Annotated in this window: 21 protein-coding genes; 5 read left to right on the top strand and 16 right to left on the bottom strand. The window is 70.8% G+C overall.

Translation table 11 applies throughout. The features are described 5' to 3' along the window. Positions 1–9: 9 nt before the first annotated feature. Together kstD and ACWDRW_RS26315 are read right to left on the bottom strand one after the other, a co-directional pair. Complete coding sequence (gene kstD / locus ACWDRW_RS26320) at positions 10–1,773, bottom strand: 3-oxosteroid 1-dehydrogenase (RefSeq protein ID WP_451726521.1); 1,764 nt, start codon at positions 1,771–1,773, stop codon at positions 10–12. Between the two features lie 414 nt (positions 1,774–2,187). Next, positions 2,188–4,116: an AMP-dependent synthetase/ligase gene (locus ACWDRW_RS26315; protein WP_451726520.1), complete on the bottom strand. Its 1,929-nt coding sequence runs from the start codon at positions 4,114–4,116 to the stop codon at positions 2,188–2,190. Positions 4,117–4,362: 246 nt separating this feature from the next. Here ACWDRW_RS26315 and ACWDRW_RS26310 point away from each other — a divergent pair, with 246 nt between their 5' ends. Next, the gene (locus ACWDRW_RS26310; RefSeq protein WP_451726519.1) at positions 4,363–5,133 is read left to right on the top strand and encodes a MaoC family dehydratase; all 771 of its coding nucleotides are present in this window, start codon (positions 4,363–4,365) and stop codon (positions 5,131–5,133) included. Positions 5,134–5,190: 57 nt separating this feature from the next. Here the strand turns inward: ACWDRW_RS26310 and ACWDRW_RS26305 are convergent, their stop codons facing one another. The 9 genes from ACWDRW_RS26305 to ACWDRW_RS26265 all read right to left on the bottom strand — a co-directional run bounded on the left by ACWDRW_RS26305 (position 5,191) and on the right by ACWDRW_RS26265 (position 12,246). Further along, on the bottom strand, positions 5,191–5,835 hold the full coding sequence (locus tag ACWDRW_RS26305; RefSeq protein WP_451726518.1) for a TetR/AcrR family transcriptional regulator: 645 nt from the start codon (positions 5,833–5,835) through the stop codon (positions 5,191–5,193). Positions 5,836–5,845: 10 nt separating this feature from the next. Continuing rightward, the gene (locus ACWDRW_RS26300) at positions 5,846–6,145 is read right to left on the bottom strand and encodes a DUF4229 domain-containing protein (RefSeq protein ID WP_451726517.1); all 300 of its coding nucleotides are present in this window, start codon (positions 6,143–6,145) and stop codon (positions 5,846–5,848) included. 86 nt (positions 6,146–6,231) lie between these two features. After that, on the bottom strand, positions 6,232–6,756 hold the full coding sequence (locus tag ACWDRW_RS26295) for an N-acetyltransferase family protein (protein WP_451726516.1): 525 nt from the start codon (positions 6,754–6,756) through the stop codon (positions 6,232–6,234). Positions 6,757–6,772: 16 nt separating this feature from the next. Beyond that, complete coding sequence (locus ACWDRW_RS26290) at positions 6,773–7,420, bottom strand: UdgX family uracil-DNA binding protein (RefSeq protein WP_451726515.1); 648 nt, start codon at positions 7,418–7,420, stop codon at positions 6,773–6,775. A gap of 40 nt (positions 7,421–7,460) precedes the next feature. Continuing rightward, positions 7,461–8,624: an aminofutalosine synthase MqnE gene (mqnE, locus tag ACWDRW_RS26285; protein ID WP_451726514.1), complete on the bottom strand. Its 1,164-nt coding sequence runs from the start codon at positions 8,622–8,624 to the stop codon at positions 7,461–7,463. Between the two features lie 39 nt (positions 8,625–8,663). After that, on the bottom strand, positions 8,664–9,119 hold the full coding sequence (locus ACWDRW_RS26280) for an Lrp/AsnC family transcriptional regulator (protein WP_451726513.1): 456 nt from the start codon (positions 9,117–9,119) through the stop codon (positions 8,664–8,666). Positions 9,120–9,191: 72 nt separating this feature from the next. Beyond that, positions 9,192–9,839: a UbiX family flavin prenyltransferase gene (locus tag ACWDRW_RS26275; RefSeq protein ID WP_451726512.1), complete on the bottom strand. Its 648-nt coding sequence runs from the start codon at positions 9,837–9,839 to the stop codon at positions 9,192–9,194. Positions 9,840–9,895: 56 nt separating this feature from the next. Further along, on the bottom strand, positions 9,896–10,798 hold the full coding sequence (gene mqnP / locus ACWDRW_RS26270) for a menaquinone biosynthesis prenyltransferase MqnP (RefSeq protein WP_451726511.1): 903 nt from the start codon (positions 10,796–10,798) through the stop codon (positions 9,896–9,898). Beyond that, positions 10,795–12,246, bottom strand: a complete 1,452-nt coding sequence (locus ACWDRW_RS26265) for a menaquinone biosynthesis decarboxylase (protein ID WP_451726510.1) — start codon at positions 12,244–12,246, stop codon at positions 10,795–10,797. The genes mqnP and ACWDRW_RS26265 overlap by 4 nt, the downstream gene beginning before the upstream one ends. Before the next feature lie 87 nt (positions 12,247–12,333). Between ACWDRW_RS26265 and ACWDRW_RS26260 the strand changes: the two genes are divergently transcribed. Next, the gene (locus ACWDRW_RS26260; RefSeq protein WP_451726509.1) at positions 12,334–12,639 is read left to right on the top strand and encodes a PLD nuclease N-terminal domain-containing protein; all 306 of its coding nucleotides are present in this window, start codon (positions 12,334–12,336) and stop codon (positions 12,637–12,639) included. Position 12,640: 1 nt separating this feature from the next. Beyond that, positions 12,641–13,513: a LysR family transcriptional regulator gene (locus ACWDRW_RS26255; protein ID WP_451726508.1), complete on the top strand. Its 873-nt coding sequence runs from the start codon at positions 12,641–12,643 to the stop codon at positions 13,511–13,513. Here ACWDRW_RS26255 and ACWDRW_RS26250 read toward each other — a convergent pair. From ACWDRW_RS26250 to ACWDRW_RS26240, 3 genes are all read right to left on the bottom strand, one after another. Then, positions 13,410–14,357, bottom strand: coding sequence for a DMT family transporter (locus ACWDRW_RS26250; RefSeq protein ID WP_451726507.1), 948 nt, complete (start codon positions 14,355–14,357; stop codon positions 13,410–13,412). The two genes, ACWDRW_RS26255 and ACWDRW_RS26250, sit on opposite strands and share 104 nt — an antisense overlap. A 95-nt stretch (positions 14,358–14,452) precedes the next feature. After that, the gene (locus ACWDRW_RS26245; RefSeq protein WP_451726506.1) at positions 14,453–15,292 is read right to left on the bottom strand and encodes a DUF6281 family protein; all 840 of its coding nucleotides are present in this window, start codon (positions 15,290–15,292) and stop codon (positions 14,453–14,455) included. Between the two features lie 59 nt (positions 15,293–15,351). Continuing rightward, a complete protein-coding gene (locus ACWDRW_RS26240) occupies positions 15,352–15,651 on the bottom strand; it encodes an SCO0607 family lipoprotein (RefSeq protein ID WP_451726505.1) in 300 nt (99 codons plus the stop codon). Between the two features lie 123 nt (positions 15,652–15,774). On the opposite strand from ACWDRW_RS26240, the gene ACWDRW_RS26235 reads away from it, so the two are divergent. Further along, complete coding sequence (locus ACWDRW_RS26235; protein ID WP_451726504.1) at positions 15,775–16,224, top strand: nucleoside deaminase; 450 nt, start codon at positions 15,775–15,777, stop codon at positions 16,222–16,224. Beyond that, positions 16,217–17,191 (top strand): isopenicillin N synthase family dioxygenase, encoded by a 975-nt coding sequence (locus ACWDRW_RS26230; RefSeq protein WP_451726503.1) that lies wholly within the window; start codon positions 16,217–16,219, stop codon positions 17,189–17,191. The genes ACWDRW_RS26235 and ACWDRW_RS26230 overlap by 8 nt, the downstream gene beginning before the upstream one ends. On the opposite strand, the gene ACWDRW_RS26225 is transcribed toward ACWDRW_RS26230, so the two are convergent. After that, positions 17,192–18,190 (bottom strand): hypothetical protein, encoded by a 999-nt coding sequence (locus tag ACWDRW_RS26225; protein ID WP_451726502.1) that lies wholly within the window; start codon positions 18,188–18,190, stop codon positions 17,192–17,194. A 9-nt stretch (positions 18,191–18,199) separates the two neighbouring features. Beyond that, positions 18,200–18,628 (bottom strand): hypothetical protein, encoded by a 429-nt coding sequence (locus tag ACWDRW_RS26220; RefSeq protein ID WP_451726501.1) that lies wholly within the window; start codon positions 18,626–18,628, stop codon positions 18,200–18,202. Between the last annotated feature and the right edge of the window lie 6 nt (positions 18,629–18,634).

Below are 18,634 nucleotides of genomic sequence, written 5' to 3'. Positions count from 1 at the left end.
TCGGTGAGTTCAGAGCGTTCCCGCGATGTGCTTCGCCGCTATGTAACCGAACGTCATCGCCGGGCCGATCGTGGAGCCCGCGCCGGCGTAGCTGTGGCCCATCACCGCCGCGCTGGCGTTCCCGGCGGCGTACAGGCCGGGGATCACCGTGCCGTCGGCGCGTAGGACCTGGGCCGCGGGGTTGGTGAGCAGGCCGCCCTTCGTACCGAGGTCGCCGGGGACTATGCGGAAGGCGTGGTACGGGGGGAGCCACAGGGGGGCAAGGCAGGAGTTCGGGGTGATCGCCGGGTCCGTGTAGTAGTGGTCGTACGCGCTGTCGCCCCGGTGGTGGTCGGTGTCCTCGCCCTGTCGCGCCAAGGTGTTGAAGCGGTCCACCGTGGTGCGCAGGGCACCGGCGGGCACGCCGATCGACCTCGCCAGGGCGTCCCAGGTCCAGGCCTTGTGGGCCGCGCCCGAGCTGTACCAGGAGTCCGGGAAGGGGAGTGTGGGGGCCACGTCCCGGAAGAGGTAGCGGTTGCGGTAGTTCTGGTCGACGATCAGCCAGGACGGGATCGCCGGGTTCGTCGGATGCTGGTCGTACATCGTGTGCACGACATCGCTGTACGGCGCCGCCTCGTTCACGAAGCGGGCGCCCGCCGCGTTGATCAACAGTCCCCCGGGCAGCGTGCGTTCGGCCAGACAGAAGTACGGCTGGCCAGGGAGCGGGATCGCCGGTCCCCACCAGGCGTCGTCCATCAGATCCAGCGCGCCGCCCGCCCGCTCACCCGCGCGGATCCCGTCCCCGGTGTTCTCCTTCGCCCCGACCGTCCACTCCGTGCCGATCGGCTGGCGCTGGTACTGCCCGCGCATGGCCGCGTTGTGCTCGAACCCGCCCGAGCCGATGATCACGCCCTTGCGGGCCCGGACGAGGGCCGGCCCGGAGCCTTCGCGGGTGACCACCACGCCGGAGACGACGCCGTCCTCGATGTGCAGGTCGGTGAGGGGGGTGCGGAGCCGGACCGGGACCCCCGCGGAGGCCAGCCCCGCGCGCAGGCCCGCCGCGAGGGACTGGCCCATGGTGAGCGGCTTCTGCCCCAGCAGGGCGGCCTTGGTGCCGCGCGCCAGACAGGTGGCGGCCACGGCGGCGCCCTTCGCGCTCACGGCCGCCAGGGCGAGCCATTTGTAGTCGGCGCTGAAGACCACCATGCCGGCCGGGACATCCATGTACGGCGGGTTGAGGCGCGCCAGTTCGGCGCCGAGGATGGTGCCGTCGAGCTGGTCGGGTTCGATGGAACGGCCGTTGGGGAGACCGCCGGGGAGCTCGGGGTAGTAGTCGCTGTACCCCTCCATCCAGCGGAAGCGAAGGGGGCTGTGCGCCATGACGTACGACAGCATGGCCGGGCCGTGGGCGAGGAAGGCGCGCTGACGGTCGAGGGAGACGTCAGGGCCGACGACCGCGGCGAGGTAGGCGGCCGCCTTGGCCGGGGTGTCGGGGACTCCGGCGGCGAGGACCACGGAGTTGTTGGGGATCCAGATCCCGGCACCGGAGCGGGCGGCCGAGCCGCCGAAGGTGCCGGCCTTCTCCAGGACCACGCAGCTCAGGCCCTGGTGGGCGGCGGTCAGCGCGGCGGTCATTCCGGCGGCCCCGGCGCCCACGACCACGACGTCGTAGGTGCCGAGGAGGGGTAGGTCGGCGGCGGTCGCGGGGCGGTGGGTGAGGGCGAGGCCCGCCGCGGCGGTGGCGGTGGTCGCGAGGACCCGTCTGCGCGTGGGGGAAGAAGTCGGCGTGGTCATGGCTCGGCGCTCCAGCATCCCGGGAGACTCTGACGAAGCGTCAGACTCGCGAATGTGGCGCGACGGTCTTGTGAAGTCAAGCGGCGTGCAGCGCAGGGAGCTCGGCTGACACGCGGGGTCGACGCGCGTGTGCCGAGCAGCCGCGGACGGGGGGTGGGCAGACACCCGGGTCGGTTCCCATGCTGCGAGCAGCCGCGGACGAGGGGCTGGGCCGACACCCGGATCGGTCCGCATGCGCCGAGCAGCCGCGGACGAGGGGCTGGGCCGACACCCGGGGTCGGCGCGTGTGCTCCGAGCAGTTGCGGACGGGGTTGGCTGACACCGGGTCGGCGCGTGTGCGCCGAGCAGTTGCGGACGGGCGGCGCTCCGGTCCGTCAGTGGCCCCGCCCGGCTGGTGCGGGAACGGCCCCGGAGTCAGCGGGCGTACAACTCCTCGATCTCCTCCGCGAAGTCCCGCATGACCTGCTCCCGCCGCAGCTTCATCGACGGGGTGAGGTGGCCCGCCATCTCCGTGAAGTCGTACGGGAGGATCCGGAAGCGCCGGATCGACTCGGGGCGGGAGACCAGCTTGTTCGCCTCGTCCACCGCGCGCTGGATGATCGCCCGCAACTCCTCGTCGTCCAGCAGGAGTTCGGCCGGTACCGGGTGGCGGCCGTTCATCCGGCGCCAGTGGGTGACGCCGTCCATGTCGAGGGTGATCAGGGCAGAGACGTACGGGCGCCGGTCGCCGAGGACCATGGCCTGGGAGATCAGGGGGTGGGAGCGGAGCCAGTTCTCCAGCGGGGCGGGGGCCACGCTCTTGCCACCCGCCGTGATCAGCAACTCCTTCTTGCGGCCGGTGATGGTCAGATAGCCCTCGTCGTCCAGTTCGCCGATGTCGCCCGTGGCCAGCCAGCCGTCCAGCGCCGCCGGGACCACTCCCCCGGCCGCCGGGTCCCAGTAGCCGCGCAGCACCTGTTCGCCGGAGATCAGGATCTCGCCGTCCGCCGCGATCCGGACCCGGGTGCCGGGCAGCGGCCAGCCGACCGTGCCCAGACGGGGTTTGAGGGGCGGGGTGACGGTGGCGGCCGCCGTGGTCTCGGTCAGGCCGTAGCCCTCGTAGATCTCGATGCCCGCGCCCGCGTAGAAGGCCGCGAGCCGGCGGCCGAGCGGGGAGCCGCCGCAGATCGCGTGGCGGACCCGGCCGCCCATGGCGTTGCGGATACGGCGGTAGACGAGCGGGTCGTAGAAGCTGCGGGCCATGCTCAGGGCGCGGCCGGGCCCTGATCCGGTGCCGTGCTGCTTGGCCTCCGTGGCCTCGCCGTAGCGCCCCGCGACCGCCGCGGCCCGGTCGAACATGGTCAGCCGGCCGCCCTCCTCCGCCTTGGCGCGCGCGGAGTTGTACACCTTCTCCAGCATGTACGGGATGGCCAGCAGACAGGTCGGGCGGAAGGCCGCCAGGTCGGCCATGAGGTCCTCGGCCTCGAGGCTGGGCGCGTGGCCGAGGCGGACCCGGGCGCGGACGCAGGCCACCGCCACCATGCGGCCGAAGACGTGGGACATGGGGAGGAACAGGAGGACCGAGTCCTCCTCGTTCGATCTGGACTTGAAGACGGGATAGAGGAGTTCGATGGCGTTGTCGACCTCGGCGAAGAAGTTGCCGTGGGTCAGCGCGCAGCCCTTGGGGCGGCCGGTGGTGCCCGAGGTGTAGACGAGGGTGGCGAGGGTGCTCGGGCCGAGCATGCCCCGGCGGACGTCGACCTCCTGGTCGGGTATCTGCGCTCCGGCCTCGGCGAGCCGCTCGACATGGCCTTTCTCCATGACCCACAGGTGCTGGAGGTCGGGGATGCGCTCGCGCTCCGGGCCGAGGGCGGCGGCCTGCGCGACGGTCTCGGTGACCAGGGCGACGGCGCCGGAGTCCTGGAGGATCCAGCGGGTCTGGAAGACGGAGGAGGTCGGGTAGACCGGGACGGTCACCAGGCCCGCGGCCCAGGCGGCGAAGTCGAGCAGCGTCCACTCGTACGTCGTCCGCGCCATGACCGCGATGCGGTCGCCCGGCATCAGGCCCTCGGAGATCAGCCCCTTCGCCACGGCGAGCACCTGTTCGGCGAACCGCGTCGCCGTCACGTCCGTCCAGCCGCCCTGCTGCGTCTTCCGGCTGAGCAGCACCTTCTCCGGTACGGCGACGGCGTTGTCGAACGGCAGGTCGCCCAGCGAACCGTGCGACACGGGCGGCGCGAAGGGCGGTACGTAGGCCTCCCGGACGACACCGTCAAGACGCCGGGTCTCGGGCTCCACGAGGGTGGGCGCGGGAGCGTCGTCGAAGGCGGCGGACGCGGCGAAGGAAGGCAGAGGCGTGGACACGGGCGGCTCCTGGCACGGCGTTCACGGACGGCTCCCCGTGTGCGGACATGGGGTTACCGCCGGTTAGACAGGGGATCGTACGGGGCTGACGTGTGGGGGCTGTGCTGGTTCGGGGAGGGATGGGGGGCGGGGCTGTGCAACCTCGGGGGTTACGTGAGGGTCACTCAGCTCTGTGCCGTACGCACCCCCTTACCTCCGGTAACCTTACTCCGGAGTAAGCAACTGGAGGAGTAGGGAGACGCCCCCATGACGGTCCTGGCCTTCACAAGTCCCCGCCCCGACGCGGACTTTCCCCGCACCCCGCTGGTCCGCCCCTCCGTCCGCGTCGACCTGGCCCGGCTCTCGGCCTATGAGCGGGTGTGTGGGTTCCCGACCGGGGAGGACGCGCTGCCGGTGACGTACCCGCATGTGCTGGGGTTCCCGCTCGCGCTGCGTCTGATGGCCGGGCGGGGCTTCCCCCTGCCGCTGCTCGGTCTGGTGCACACCTCGATCGACATCACGGGGCATACCCGGCTGCCGGCGACCGGGGTCTACGAACTCTCCGTGCGCGTCGACGGGTTGGCGCCGCACCGGCGCGGGACCGAGGCGGGGCTCGTCACGGAGGTCAGGGCCGGGGAGACCGTCGTATGGGAGTCGCGCAGTACCTATCTCGCCCGGCATCGGACGGACGCGAAGGGCACACCCAGGCGGGAGCCGCCGCCCCTGCCCGCGGTCGCCGAGTGGCGGCTGGGGGGTGACATCGGACGGCGGTACGCGGCCGTGTCCGGGGACCGCAACCCGATCCACCTCCACCCGCTCACCGCCCGCCCGTTCGGCTTCCCGAGGGCCATCGCGCACGGCATGTGGACGGTGGCCCGCTGCCTCGCGGCCTACGGAGTCCCCCCGGCGGGACGGGTCACGGCGGAGTTCCGGGCGCCGGTCCTGCTGCCGGGGACGGTGACGTACGGCGCCGGGCCGAGGCGGTTCGAACTGCGCGGCGGCGACGGGCGCGTACACCTGACGGGAGCCGTCGGCTGACGGACGAGGGCCGCGTACAGGTGACAGGGGCCGTCCTGACGAGGGCGGGCGGACCGATCAGTCGGTGGGGGGCGCCCAGGGCCGGCCGTCCATCATGTCGCCCAGGCCCGCCCAGGCGAAGTTCATCAGGGTCGTCGCGGCCTGGCGGGCGGTGACGCCCGGGGTGGCGTTGGCCCAGTCGGCGAGCGACTCGGCGGCGCCGACCAGGGCTTCGGCCAGGCCCGCGACCTCGTGCTCGGGGAGGTCCGGGTCACGGTGGGCGGCGCGGGCGGCGGCCAGGATCAGCTGGGTGACGAAGGCGACGATCTCCTCGCGCATCGCGGTCACCTCGGCGGCGAACACCTCGCCGTGGGTGCGGGCCTGGAGATGCAGTACGGCCCAGCCGTCCGGGTACCGCGCGGTGTGCGTGAAGAACGCCCGCAGTCCGTCCCAGAGTTGGCGGTCGGCGGGCGCCCCGGTGTCGACGCCGGTCCGCACGGCGGCGGTGAGCGCACGCGCCTCGCGGCGGATGCAGGCGGTGAAGAGGTCGTCCTTGGAGTTCAGGTACAGGTAGACCAACGGCTTGGAGACACCGGCGAGTTCGGCGATCTCGTCCATCGAGGCGGCCATGTACCCGCGTCGCCCGAAGGTCCGTACGGCGGCGTCCAGCATCTGCTGTTCCCGGACCGCACGCGGCATTCGCTTGGTCTTGACTGCACCCATGGGAGCAAGACTAGGACGTCTGCCCCTGGGCCCGGGCCGTGTCGTCGGCGAGGTCCTCCTGGCTGCGGTTGGCCTCGAGGTTGGCCTTCACGCTGTCGACCTTGCGGACGATCTGCTCGGAGGCGCGGTCACGCTCCTTGCGCAGGACGACGAAGCTGATCGGGGCGGAGAGCAGCAGGGCGAGCAGGATGACCCACATGCCGTTGGAGTCGCCGAGGCCGCGCGGGGCGAGACCGGAGTAGACGAGACCCCAGACGACCACGAGGCAGCCCACGAAGATCCCGAGGCGCATCAGCGTGTAGCGGAGCATCTCAATCCACTCTTCCGATTCCGACAATTCCAGTAAGGAGCGACATCCAGTGAAGCATGTCCGCCGCACGATCTTGGGGGCGGGGCTCAGTCGAGCGGCAGCAGCATGATCACGTCGTCGCGGTGATCGTCCGGCGCGACCCGGATGGCCTCCGGTATCCGGCCGACCTCCTTGTAGCCGCAGGAGCCGTAGAAGCGCTCCAGGCCCTGGCCGCCGCGGCAGGTGAGCCGGATCGCCCGGATGCCGTCGAAGCCGCGGGCGGCCTGCTCGGCGGCGGCCAGCAGGTCCCGCCCGTACCCCTTGCCCTGGTGTCGCGGATGGACCATCACCGTGTACAGCCACACCCAGTGGGTCATGAGCCGGTGTGTGTTGAACGAGAAGAAGGCGGTGGCGGCGACCTGCCCGTCCGCGTCCCGCCCGACGAGCAGCCGCGTCCGCCCCTCGGCCATCGCCACGAAGTGCCTGACCAGCTCGGGCCGGATCACGTCCCGCGTCACGGGCGGCACGAAGCCGACCGAACCACCGGCGTTGGAGACGTCCGCCCACAGATCGAGGACCCCGTCGCGCAGGGCGGGGTCGATGGCGGGGTCGAGCGTAAAAGTAAGGGACACAATTGCATAGTAACCATTACGCCAGAACTCGCGCCGCCACTTCCAGATCCGAGACCAGCCCCTGGTAGGCGGCATCACGATCGTCGGAACGCAGCACGGAGGACGGATGAACAGTGGCCACCAGCCGCTCGGGCCGGCCGTGGATCTCCTCCTCCAGCACCGTCCCGCGCACCTGCGTCACCCGGAACGACGCCCCGAGCAGCGCTTTCCCGGCGGTGGCCCCGAGCACGACGATCAGCTCGGGTTCGACAAGAGCGATCTCCCGCGCGAGCCAGGGCCCGCAGGCGGTCATCTCCCGCAGGGTGGGCGCCTTGTGAATACGCCGCTTCCTGGGCTCGGCCTGGGTGAACTTGAAGTGCTTGACCGCGTTCGTCACATAGGTGTCGTCCGGATCGATCCCCGCCTCGGCGAGGGCCCGGTCGAGCAACTTCCCCGCGGGCCCGACGAAGGGTTTGCCCTGCCGGTCCTCCTGATCGCCCGGTTGCTCACCGACGAGCATGACGGCGGCGTGCGCGTTCCCGACACCGAAGACGGTCTGCGTGGCGGCCTCGTGGAGCGGACAACCTCGGCACTCGGCGGCTGCCCGCCGGAGGGCGGGAAGACCGCCACGCTCCGGCAGAAAGGGTTCCGCGGTGTAGTGATCCTCGGGCGCCTTACCGACCATGCGCTCCGAGTACCCACCTCAGGGGCCGCGGACGACAGGCTCACACCCGCATCGGCTGCGGAGACTCCCGGCGCGCGGGGTCCGGCCCGTCGAACTCCCGGATGATCTCGTACCGGGTGTTCCGCTCCACCGGCCGGAACCCCGCGTCCCGGATCAGGTCCAGCAGATCGTCCCGCGTCAGCTTGTTCGGCGTGCCGTAGTTGTCCGCGTCGTGGGTGATCTTGTACTCGACCACCGACCCGTCCATGTCGTCGGCGCCGTGCTGAAGGGCCAGCTGGGCCGTCTGGACGCCGTGCATGACCCAGAAGACCTTGACGTGCTGGACGTTGTCGAACAGGAGGCGGGACACCGCGAAGGTCTTCAACGCCTCCGCGCCCGTCGCCATCTGCGTCCGCGCCTGCAGCCGGTTCCGGACCTTGCCGTCCTTCATGTCCACGAAGTCGTGCTGGTACCGCAGCGGGATGAAGACCTGGAAGCCGCCGGTCTCGTCCTGGAGTTCCCGCAGCCGCAGCACGTGGTCCACGCGGTGGCGCGGTTCCTCGATGTGGCCGTACAGCATGGTGCTCGGGGTCTTCAGACCCTTCTCGTGCGCCAGGCGGTGGATGCGGGACCAGTCCTCCCAGTGCGTGCGGTGGTCCACGATGTGCTGGCGGACCTCCCAGTCGAAGATCTCCGCGCCACCGCCGGTCAACGACTCCAGACCCGCGTCGATGAGCTCGTCGAGGATCTCCGACGCCGACAGACCCGAGATCGTCTCGAAGTGGTGGATCTCCGTCGCCGTGAAGGCCTTCAGCGAGACGTCCGGCAGCGCCGCCTTCAGCTCGCGCAGCGACCGGGGGTAGTACCGCCACGGCAGGTTCGGGTGCAGCCCGTTCACGATGTGCAGTTCGGTGAGGTTCTCGCTCTCCATCGCCTTGGCGAGCTTCACCGCCTCCTCGATGCGCATCGTGTACGCGTCCTTCTCGCCCGGCTTGCGCTGGAACGAGCAGTAGGCGCAGGACGCCGTGCAGACGTTGGTCATGTTGAGGTGGCGGTTGACGTTGAAGTGGACGACGTCGCCGTTCTTGCGCGTGCGCACCTCGTGGGCGAGGCCGCCGAGCCACGCCAGGTCGTCCGACTCGTACAGCGCGATGCCGTCCTCGCGGGTCAGCCGCTCACCGGCCATGACCTTCTGCTCCAGCTCGCGCTTGAGCCCGACGTCCATGCGTACACCTCTCTCAGACCGACTGCGACAAACCTACGCCTACGCCTCTTCCGGAAGCTCACCCACCCGGTTCTCCCACTTCGTGGAGAGCACGATGGTGGTACGGGTCCGGGAGACACCCTTCGTCCCGCTGAGCCGCCGGATGATCTTCTCCAGGCCGTCGACGTCGTTCGCCCGCACCTTGAGCATGAACGAGTCGTCGCCGGCGATGAACCAGCAGTCCTCGATCTCCGGCAGGTCCTTCATGCGCCGGGCCACGTCCTCGTGGTCGGCGGCGTCGGAGAGCGAGATGCCGATCAGGGCGGTGACGCCGAGGCCGAGGGAGGCGGAGTCGACGGTGGCGCGGTAACCGGTGATGACGCCGGCCGCCTCCAGCCGGTTGATGCGGTCGGTGACACTGGGTCCCGACAGGCCGACGAGGCGCCCCAGCTCCGCGTAGGAGGCCCGGCCGTTCTCCCTCAGGGCCTGGATGAGCTGCCTGTCCACCGCGTCCATGCGATTCGAAGCCTTCCGCTGAAAGTTCTGAACGTTCCCGATGTGATGAGTACTACTGGTCCCGCTTGATGCTCAGGTGCCGCGCGCGCCGCCGAGGTCGCCCTTCCAGCGGCGGTAGAGCCCGTGCTCCACCCCCGCCGCGTCGAGGACGCGTCCGGCAACGAAGTCCACCAGGTCCTGGATGTGGGTGGCCCCGGCGTAGAAGGCGGGCGAGGCGGGTACGACGGCGGCGCCCGCGTCGTCGAGGGCGACCAGGTGCCGCAGGGTCTGCCCGTTCAAGGGGGTCTCCCGAACGGCGACGACCAGCTTGCGCCCCTCCTTGAGGGTCACGCTCGCGGACCGCTGCAGCAGGTCCTTGGACAGCCCGAGCGCCACGCCCGCGACACACGCGGTGGACGCCGGCACGATCAGCATGCCCTTGCTGGGATACGACCCCGATGACGGCCCCGCCGCGAGGTCCCCGGCGCTCCAGTGCCGTACGCCGGCGATGTCCGCGTCGAAGGTGTCCGGCTTGCCGTCGGCCCCCCGCGCCAGCCATTCGCGCAGGTCGGTCTCCCAATGGGCGTCGCGGAAGGAGATCCCGGTCTCGTCGAGCAGGGTGAGCCGGGAGGCCCGGCTCACGACCAGGTCGACGCTCTCCCCCGCCGCCAGCAGCGCCCGCAGCACGGCCGCCGCATACGGCGTCCCGGAAGCTCCGGACACCCCCACGATCCAAGGCACGCGCTGCGATTCTCCTGCGTTCACACCACTGAGCCTACCGGCGGGTCGCTCGGTCTTCAGACCGTCAGGCCCCGGACCAGGAGATCGAGCAGCGCGCACACGAACAGGGCGATCCCGATGAAGCCGTTGACGCTGAAGAACGCCCTGTTCAGACGGGACAGGTCGGTGGGGCGGACGATCGAGTGCTCGTAGACGAAGGCGCTCGCGACGATCATCAGGCCGAGCCAGAAGAACGTGCCCGCGTCCGTCGCCAGCGCGTACCAGACGAGGAGGGCCGTCGTCAGGGCGTGGCACACCCGCGCCGCCCGGATGGCCGCCGGGATGCCGAAGCGGGCCGGAACCGACATCACGCCGATCTCGCGGTCCGTCTCCACGTCCTGACAGGCGTAGATCAGATCGAAGCCACCGATCCAGATGCCCACCGCGAGGCCGAGGAGCACCGCGTCCCACGACCACGTGCCGGTGATCGCCAGCCAGCCGCCCACCGGGCCCATCGCCTGGGCCAGGCCCAGGATGGCCTGCGGGAAGTTCGTGAACCGCTTGCCGTAGGGGTAGACCACCATCGGGATCACCGCGACGGGGGCCAGGGCCAGGCACAGCGGGTTCAGCAGGGCCGCCGAACCGAGGAAGATCACCACGGCGATCAGGGCGCCCGTCCAGGCGTGCTTCACCGACATCGCGCCGGTCACCAGCTCGCGCTGCGCCGTCCGGGGGTTGCGGGCGTCGATCTCCCGGTCGATGATCCGGTTCACCGCCATGGCGAAGGTGCGCAGGCCCACCATGCAGATCGTGACCAGCAGCAGCCTGCCCCAGTGGATGTTCTTGTCCCACTGGAACATCGCGGTGAGGGCCGCGATGTAGGCGAAGGGGAGCGCGAAGACCGAGTGCTCGATCATCACCAGCCGCAGGAACGCCTTGGTGCGTCCCGGCTGCGGTAGCGCTGCGGAAGCCGAGCTCACAGGCCGTACTCCTTCCAGCGGCGGTCGACCTTCGCCGCCGTCTCCGGGTCCGACTCCACCATGTCCGGCCAGCCCCCGTCCCGGGTGTAGCCCTCCTCGGGCCACTTCCTCGTCGCGTCGATGCCCGCCTTGCCGCCCCAGAACTGCTGGTAGGAGGCGTGGTCGAGGTGGTCGACCGGACCCTCCACGACCGACAGGTCGCGGGCGTAGTCCGTGTTGCCGAGTGCCCGCCAGGCGACCTCGTGCAGGTCGTGGACGTCGCAGTCGGCGTCGACCACCACGATCAGCTTGGTCAAGGACATCATGTGGGCGCCCCAGACCGCGTGCATGACCTTCTGGGCGTGCTTGGGGTACTTCTTGTCGATCGAGACGATCGCGCAGTTGTGGAAGCCGCCCGCCTCGGGCAGGTGGTAGTCCACGATGTCCGGGATGATGATCTTCAGCAGCGGCAGGAAGAAGCGCTCGGTCGCGCGGCCCAGCGGGCCGTCCTCGGTCGGCGGCCTGCCGACCACGATCGACTGGAGCAGCGGACGCTTGCGCATCGTCACGCAGTCGATGGTCAGCGCGGGGAAGGGTTCCTGCGGGGTGTAGAAGCCCGTGTGGTCGCCGAAGGGGCCTTCCGGCAGCATCTCGCCGGGCTCCAGCCAGCCCTCCAGCACGACCTCCGCCTGCGCCGGCACCTGGAGCGGGACGGTCTTGCAGTCGACCATCTCGATCCGCTTGCCCGCGACGAAGCCCGCGAACAGGTACTCGTCGATGTCGCCGGGGAGCGGTGCGGTGGAGGCGTACGTCACGGCCGGCGGGCAACCGAAGGCGATAGCGACCGGCAGCCGCTCACCCCTGCGCGCGGCGACCTGGTAGTGGTTCCGGCTGTCCTTGTGGATCTGCCAGTGCATCCCGATCGTGCGCTTGTCGTGCCGCTGCAGCCGGTACAGACCGAGGTTGCGGACGCCGGACTCGGGGTCCTTGGTGTGGGTCAGGCCGAGGTTGAAGAAGGAGCCGCCGTCCTTGGGCCAGGTGAACAGCGCCGGGAGCTGGTCCAGGTCGACGTCCTCGCCGCGCAGCACGACCTCGTGCACGGGGGCGTCCTTGACCTTCTTCGGCGGGACGTGGGTCATCGCGCCGAGCTTGCCGAAGGCCTCCCGGACCCCGACGAAGCCGTGCGGCAGCTCGGGCTTGAGCAGCCCGCCGATCTTCTCGGAGATCTCGCCGTACGACTTCAGCCCCAGGGCCTTGAGCAGGCGCCGGTCCGTCCCGAAGACGTTCATCGCGAGGGGCATGGCGGAGCCCTTCACGTTCTCGAAGAGCAGTGCCGGGCCACCCGCCTTCTGCACCCGGTCGACGATCTCCCCGACCTCCAGATACGGATCGACCTCCGCCTTGACGCGCTTGAGGTCGCCTTCGCGTTCCAGTGCCCTGAGCAGGGAACGAAGATCGTCGTAAGCCATGGGGTCAAGTATCCCCGAGCGGCTACCCTGGCCCTGTACCTGGGGGCTGTGATCGCGGCCCCGACCACCATCTCGCGGGAGGGCCCCATGCTCCGGGTGCTGATGTTCCTGGTACCACTGGCGCTGAGCATCTACGCGTTCATCGACTGCATCAGCACCAAGGACGAGGACGTCCGGCACATGCCCAAGCCGCTGTGGGCGATCCTCGTGCTGCTGTTCCCGCTCGTGGGCTCGATCTCCTGGCTGATCGCCGGGAAGAAGCGGGCACCGGCGGCGGAGGGGTGGTCGGGGGTGCGGACGAACCGCTCCCGGCAGTGGGTCGCGCCCGACGACAACCCCGAGTTCCTGAAGTCCCTGGACGACGACGAGAAGAACAAGCGGGACGAGCCCTGACATGGAGCTGCGGCTGCTCGTCACGTTCGAGAAGGTCGCGACCGTCCTGAGCTTCACCCGGGCGGCGGCCGAACTGGCGTACGCGCAGTCCAGTGTGACGAGTCAGATCCGCGCCCTGGAAACCTCCCTCGGCACCGAACTGTTCGACCGGCTCGGCGGCCGGATCCGGCTGACGGAGGCCGGTGAGCGGCTGCTGCCCTACGCCCGGCAGATCATCGAGCTGACCGAGGAGGCGCGGGCGGCGGTGACGGGGGCGGAGGAGCCGACGGGGTCGCTGGTCGTCGGCACCATGGAGTCGCTGACCTCCTACCGGCTGCCCCCGCTCCTGGAGCTGTTCCACCACCGCTACCCGGGCGTACGGCTGGCGCTGCGCACGACGATCGGCGCCGAGACCCAGGAGGCGCTGCGGCAGGGGACGTACGACCTCGGCTTCCTCATGGAGGAGAAGGCCGAGCATCCCGGCCTGGAGAGCGAGGTGCTGGCGGTGGAGCCGCTGGCGCTGGTCTCGGCCCGTCCGCTCGACGCGACGGCCACCGCCGATCTCGTCCGGCATCCCCTCCTCGCCCTCGAACCGGGCTGCGCCTACCGGGACTTGTTCGAGCGGGAGCTGAAGTCGGTCTCCCCGACGGTGGAGTTCATGGAGTTCGGCACCATCGAGGCGACCAAACGAGCGGCGGCGGCCGGTCTCGGGATCGCTCTGCTGCCCGAGGTGACGGTCGCCGCCGAACTCGCGGAGGGGTCGTTGGTACGGCTGCCCTGGGAGCCGCCGTTCACACTTCGGACGCAACTGGCGTGGCGGTCCGGGAAGCGGCTTCCGGCGCACGCCCGGCTGTTCCTCGAGCAGGCGCGGAAGCTGGTCGCCGAGCAAGGGTGACCTTCAGGCTCGCCGTCACGATCAGCGGGACGCCGAGCGCCTGGACGAGGCCGATGTGGTGGCCGTACACCATCCAGTCGACGACCATCGCGACCGCCGGGTAGACGAAGGCCAGTACGGCGATCTTCGCGGTGGGGAGCTGGGCGTAGGCGGCGTACATCAGGACGTACATCAGTCCCGTGTGGATGAGCCCGAGGCCCACCAGCCACCCCCAGTCGGCGCCGGTGCCGGCCATCGCGCCGAAGTCGGCGAAGGGGAGCAGGAGCGGGATGCCGACGAGGACCTGGACGAGGGCGATGAGGTGCGGACGGACTCCGGTGATGCGCTTGGTCACGACGGTGGACAGGCCGTAGAGCAGGGCGGCCAGGAGGGCTTGGCCGACACCGGTCAGATACGCCCCGCCGCCCGCGAAGTCCCCGGGCGTCACGCCGGACACGAGGATCAGCCCCGCGAAGGCGACGGCGATCCAGCCGGCCTTCGCCGCGGTCAGGCGCTCGCGGAAGAGGAGCGCGCCGAGCAGGACGACGTAGAACGGCTGCGTGTGGTAGACGACCGTCGCCACGGAGATCGACGTGTTCTCGTACGACTGGAAGAGCAGGACCCAGTTGAGGACGATGAACACACCGCCGAGGACGGCGAGTCCGAGGGTGCGCGGGGTGAAGCCGTGCTCCCGCAGCCAGCCCCGGGCGAGGATGTAGCCGCCGAGCGCGAGGGCGCCGAACAGGACGCGGAAGAAGACGACGTTGAAGGGCGAGGCGCCCGACTCGACGACGAAAACGCCGAGGGTGCCGGAGAGCACCATCGCGGTCGTCAGCTGGGCCGTGCCCTTGTTCTCTGAGGTCATGTGCGGGACGCTACGACCCCTCTGACCTGCGGGTCCACGCCCTGCTGGGGCGTCCTGCCGATGGGCCCATCGGCGGCGTCGATGAGCCCAGGTGGTCAGTCCAGGTGGGCCTGCCCGACGCGCACGACCTTGATGTGCTCCGTGCCGAACGCGTCGTGGACGAGGGGTTCCGCGGTGCCGGGATCGTCGACTCCGACGCGCACCCAGCCCCGCTCGTCGACTCCGACCTCCCGCAGCTGGAAGGTGCCGTCCCAGCGGTACATGTCCGCACTGATCCGGTCGGCGAGGGCGTCGAGGTCCTTCCGGTGGGCGTCGGTGTCGTGGATCCGCACGATGACGCCCTTCTCGGCGCCGTCGCAGACGGCCTCGTCGAAGGCGGCGGAGGGGATGCGGTAGAGGTCGGTCGCGTTGTCGTCCAGGTCGACGGAGAGCCCGGTGAAGGACCGCGCGTACCGCTTCGCGGCGAGGCGGTCGACGAGGTCGACGGTGCGATAGAGGGGGGTGTCGTCCGGGTTGCCGTCGCCGGACGCGGTGGGGGCCGGGCGGGTGCCGACGCACAGGGAGTCCAGCGCCTCGATTTGCGGGGGCAGTTCACCGTCCCGGCGGACGGCGACCAGTCGGAGGTCGGCCGGGTCGTCCCCCACGGCGACGGCCACCTCGGGGTCCAACCCCCTGACCCGGTACGCCGTCACCTCGCGCGCGGGCGCGCCGTCGTCGCCGTCGCTCGGGGTGTCGTCGCACGAGGGCTCCACCGCGGTGCCCAGCTTCCCGCCCCGCTGGAACTCGATGCCGGACACGTCCCAGTACTGGCGGTCGTCGTACTCGACGCGGTACGCGCAGACCGCGTCCGCGGTCCCGCCCCCGCCCGCCTCGGCACAGCCGACCGCCCCCAGCGCGACGACCGTGATCCCGGCCATCAGCACCACTGCCCTCATGAACGCCCCCTCCTCCGGTCACCTGTGACTCCGACGCGGCGATCACCGGATTCGTTCGGTCAGGAGGCGTCGACGATCTTCCCGTTCTCGTCGAGGGTGTGGGTGCGCCAGTAGACGTCCCACTTGTCGTCGACGTGCTCCGGCACCTTGCCCTCGGGGTAGCGGGTGTAGCCCTTGGCGGGCTCCTCGCCGTCGGGCACGCAGTCCGAGCCGGTGCCGTTCACCGTGAGGACGGGGTACGAGCCGTTGCTGCAGATGGCTTCCCGGTACTCCAGGCCGGCGCATCCGGTGAGCAGCACGGCCGCCGCCGAGCCCGCGAGGGCGGCGCCGAGGATCTGGCGGCTGCGGAGCTTCCGCATGGTCGTCTCCTGTGGTTGAGGGGTGTTCCGACGTCACCCACTCTCGCCGCGCCGGGGCACCGGGACCTGAGCACGCGTACTCATACGCAGTGGTTCGCGTGCCTACACGGGCAGAGTGGACGTATGGATCAGGCACAGGCACGTATCTGGCTCGACACCGCCGTCGAGGAGGCCCGCGCCGGGCTCGCCGAGGGCGGGATCCCGATCGGGGCCGCGCTCTACGGCGCCGACGGCACCCTGCTCGGCCGCGGGCGCAACCGGCGCGTCCAGGACGGCGACCCCTCCCTGCACGCGGAGACGGCCGCGTTCCGCGCGGCGGGACGGCAGCGGTCGTATCGCGGTACGACGATGGTGACCACCCTCTCGCCCTGCTGGTACTGCTCCGGTCTGGTCCGGCAGTTCGGCATCTCGCGGGTGGTGATCGGCGAGGCCGTCACCTTCCACGGCGGGCACGACTGGCTGGCCGGACACGGGGTGGAGGTGGTGCTGCTCGACGACACCGAATGCGCCGTCATGATGCGTGACTTCATCGAGAAGAACCCGGCTCTGTGGAATGAGGACATCGGTGAGTGAGTCCCGGACCCCCCGCATCCCCACGATCGATCTGGGGCCCTGGTTGGACGGCGACCGCGCCGCCCGCGCCGGCCTCGCCCGGACCGTCGACCAGGCCCTCCGGACCGCCGGGTTCCTGCTGGTCACCGGGCACGGCGTCGACCCCGTGCTGCGCTCCCGCATCCGGCGGGCGGCGCGGTCCTTCTTCCGGCTGCCCGCCGAGGCCAAGCAGCCCTACGCCGCGAAGGTCGGCGGCCGGGGCTGGCTGGGCCCCGGCGCCGAGGCCAACGGCTACTCCGAGGGCACCGAGACCCCTCCCGACCTGAAGGAGTCGCTGACCTTCGCCACGCACGAGCCCTTCGACGACCCGGTCGTCAACGCCGAGTGGTACGCGCCCAACGTCTGGCCGCGCGAAGTGCCCGAACTGCGCACGCTCTGCGAGGAGTACCTCGCGAGGATGGCCGAGCTGGAGAAGGAGCTGCTCTCCCTCCTCGGGGAGGCCCTCGGGCTCGAACGGGACTTCTTCTCCCGGCACATGGACCGTCCGACGTACGGCTTCAACATCAACTGGTACCCCGGCACCGATGTCCTCGGGGCCCCCGCGCCGGGGCAGTTCCGGATCGGACCGCACACCGACTTCGGGACGGTGACCATCCTGGACCGGCAGGCCGGCAAGGGCGGGTTGCAGGTCTGGACGGACGAGGGCGGCTGGGAGGACGCGCCTTTCGATCCGGCCGCCTTCACCATCAACATCGGTGATCTGATGGCCCGTTGGACCGGCGACCGGTGGCGCTCGGGGCGGCACCGGGTGCTGCCGCCGCCCGCGGACGCGCCGGCCGAGGAGCTGATGTCCCTGGTGTACTTCGGCGAGTGCACACCGGGGACGATCGTGGAGTCCGTGCCCGCGCCGGTCGGCCGGGTGGCGTACGAGCCCGTCGACTCCCATGTGTATCTGCGGGAGAAGCTGGACTCGATCACCGTCGACTGACTACTGCATGACCTGAAGGTGAGGGTGGTCGTAGGACTCGGGGCAGAGGTAGATCTGCATCGTGTAGCCCCGGCCGATGTTGACCATCGTGGGTTCGTGGGACTGCGGATAGTTCGGGCGCCGGTCCTCCGAGGGCTCCTCCACGGGGCACCAGCTGCCCGAGCCGCCGTCCCACTCAGAGCTGTCGACGGTCAGGAACGGCCGCATGGGGCCGCCGCACTCGGCGCAGTCCATGGGCCAGGGGTCGCAGAAGCCCCAGTTGCCGTAGCCGCCGAGCTTCCAGCCGGGGGCCACGGCGAGGTCCGACTGGTAGTCGTACGGCCTGCCCTCCTCCCATGCGTCGATGCGCCGGGCGAGGTCGTCGTCGAGCTCGTGACGGGCCGGGTACTCGACGACCCCGTGCTCGGGGTGGAGCAGACAGGGCTCGGGCAGGTACCCGTCCTCGCTCACCACCGGCGGCCCCTGCTCCTCGCGCACCTCCCCCACGTCGGCGGCCCGCCGCCAGCGCAACCGGACGCCGGGCATGCAGTCCTCGCCGTGCTCGAAGCTGCACCACAGCACCTGGAGGAGGTCGGTGCCCTCCGGGCGGGGCAGGGAGGGGACGTCACGGGCGTAGACCTGGAGGACGGGCAGGAGGGGGACCTCTCCCTCCAGGGGTATGCGTACGCCGGTGTAGCCGATGCCGTTGACGAAGGCGCGCTCCTCGGGGGTGAGGAAGTCGGTCCCCTCAACTCGCGGGCGGGCCCAGCCCTCGGTCAGGATCCGGCGCTGTTCGCGCAGGTCGGCGGGGTCGTGACCGAGCAGCCAGGGGCCGGTGTGCTCAGGGCAGGTGGGCCAGGGTTCGTCCGCCGGCCACAGCAGGGGGCCGCCGACCGAGCTGTCCGCGGCGGTGGGCGCGGCGGGACGCGGGTGCAGGCGGACGGTCGTGCGGGCGAGGGGCGCCAACTCCGGGAGGACGGCGGCTATGTCGACCGGCCGGGGCGGGGTGGTACGGGTCATGCGGGGAGGCTACGGGAGGGGGCGCCTGCCGCCTTCCTGGGCGACCTCAAGAGACTCGATCAAACGTTCGAAGCGCCCACGCCAGCGCTCCTCCGACTCGTGCTCCCCCTGGAACTCATGGGTGAACCGGAGGGCACTGGCCTCGTCTCCGTCGCGTTCCAGGTGGAAGCGGAGGCGGCCGCCGCCCTCCACGGTGTACTCGGCGATCCGGTCCACGTCCCAGGCGGTGACCACGCCCGCGCCCAGCCCGCGCAGCGCGACGATCCCGCCGAGCCGGGGTTCGAGGACATCGACGTCGGTGAACCAGTCGGCCAGCCCCTCAGGGGTCGCGAGGGCCGGCCAGACCGCTTCCATGCGTCTCGGGAGCCGCACCAGGAAGTGCAGTACGTGCGTGCTCCCCTGGGTCCGGCTGGTGCCCTGTTCGATGGGTCCGGTCATGACACC

Source organism: Streptomyces sp. NPDC003635, from assembly GCF_053587635.1.
Note: the sequence above shows the minus strand (reverse complement) of the source record. Positions and strands in the feature narration are given on the sequence as shown.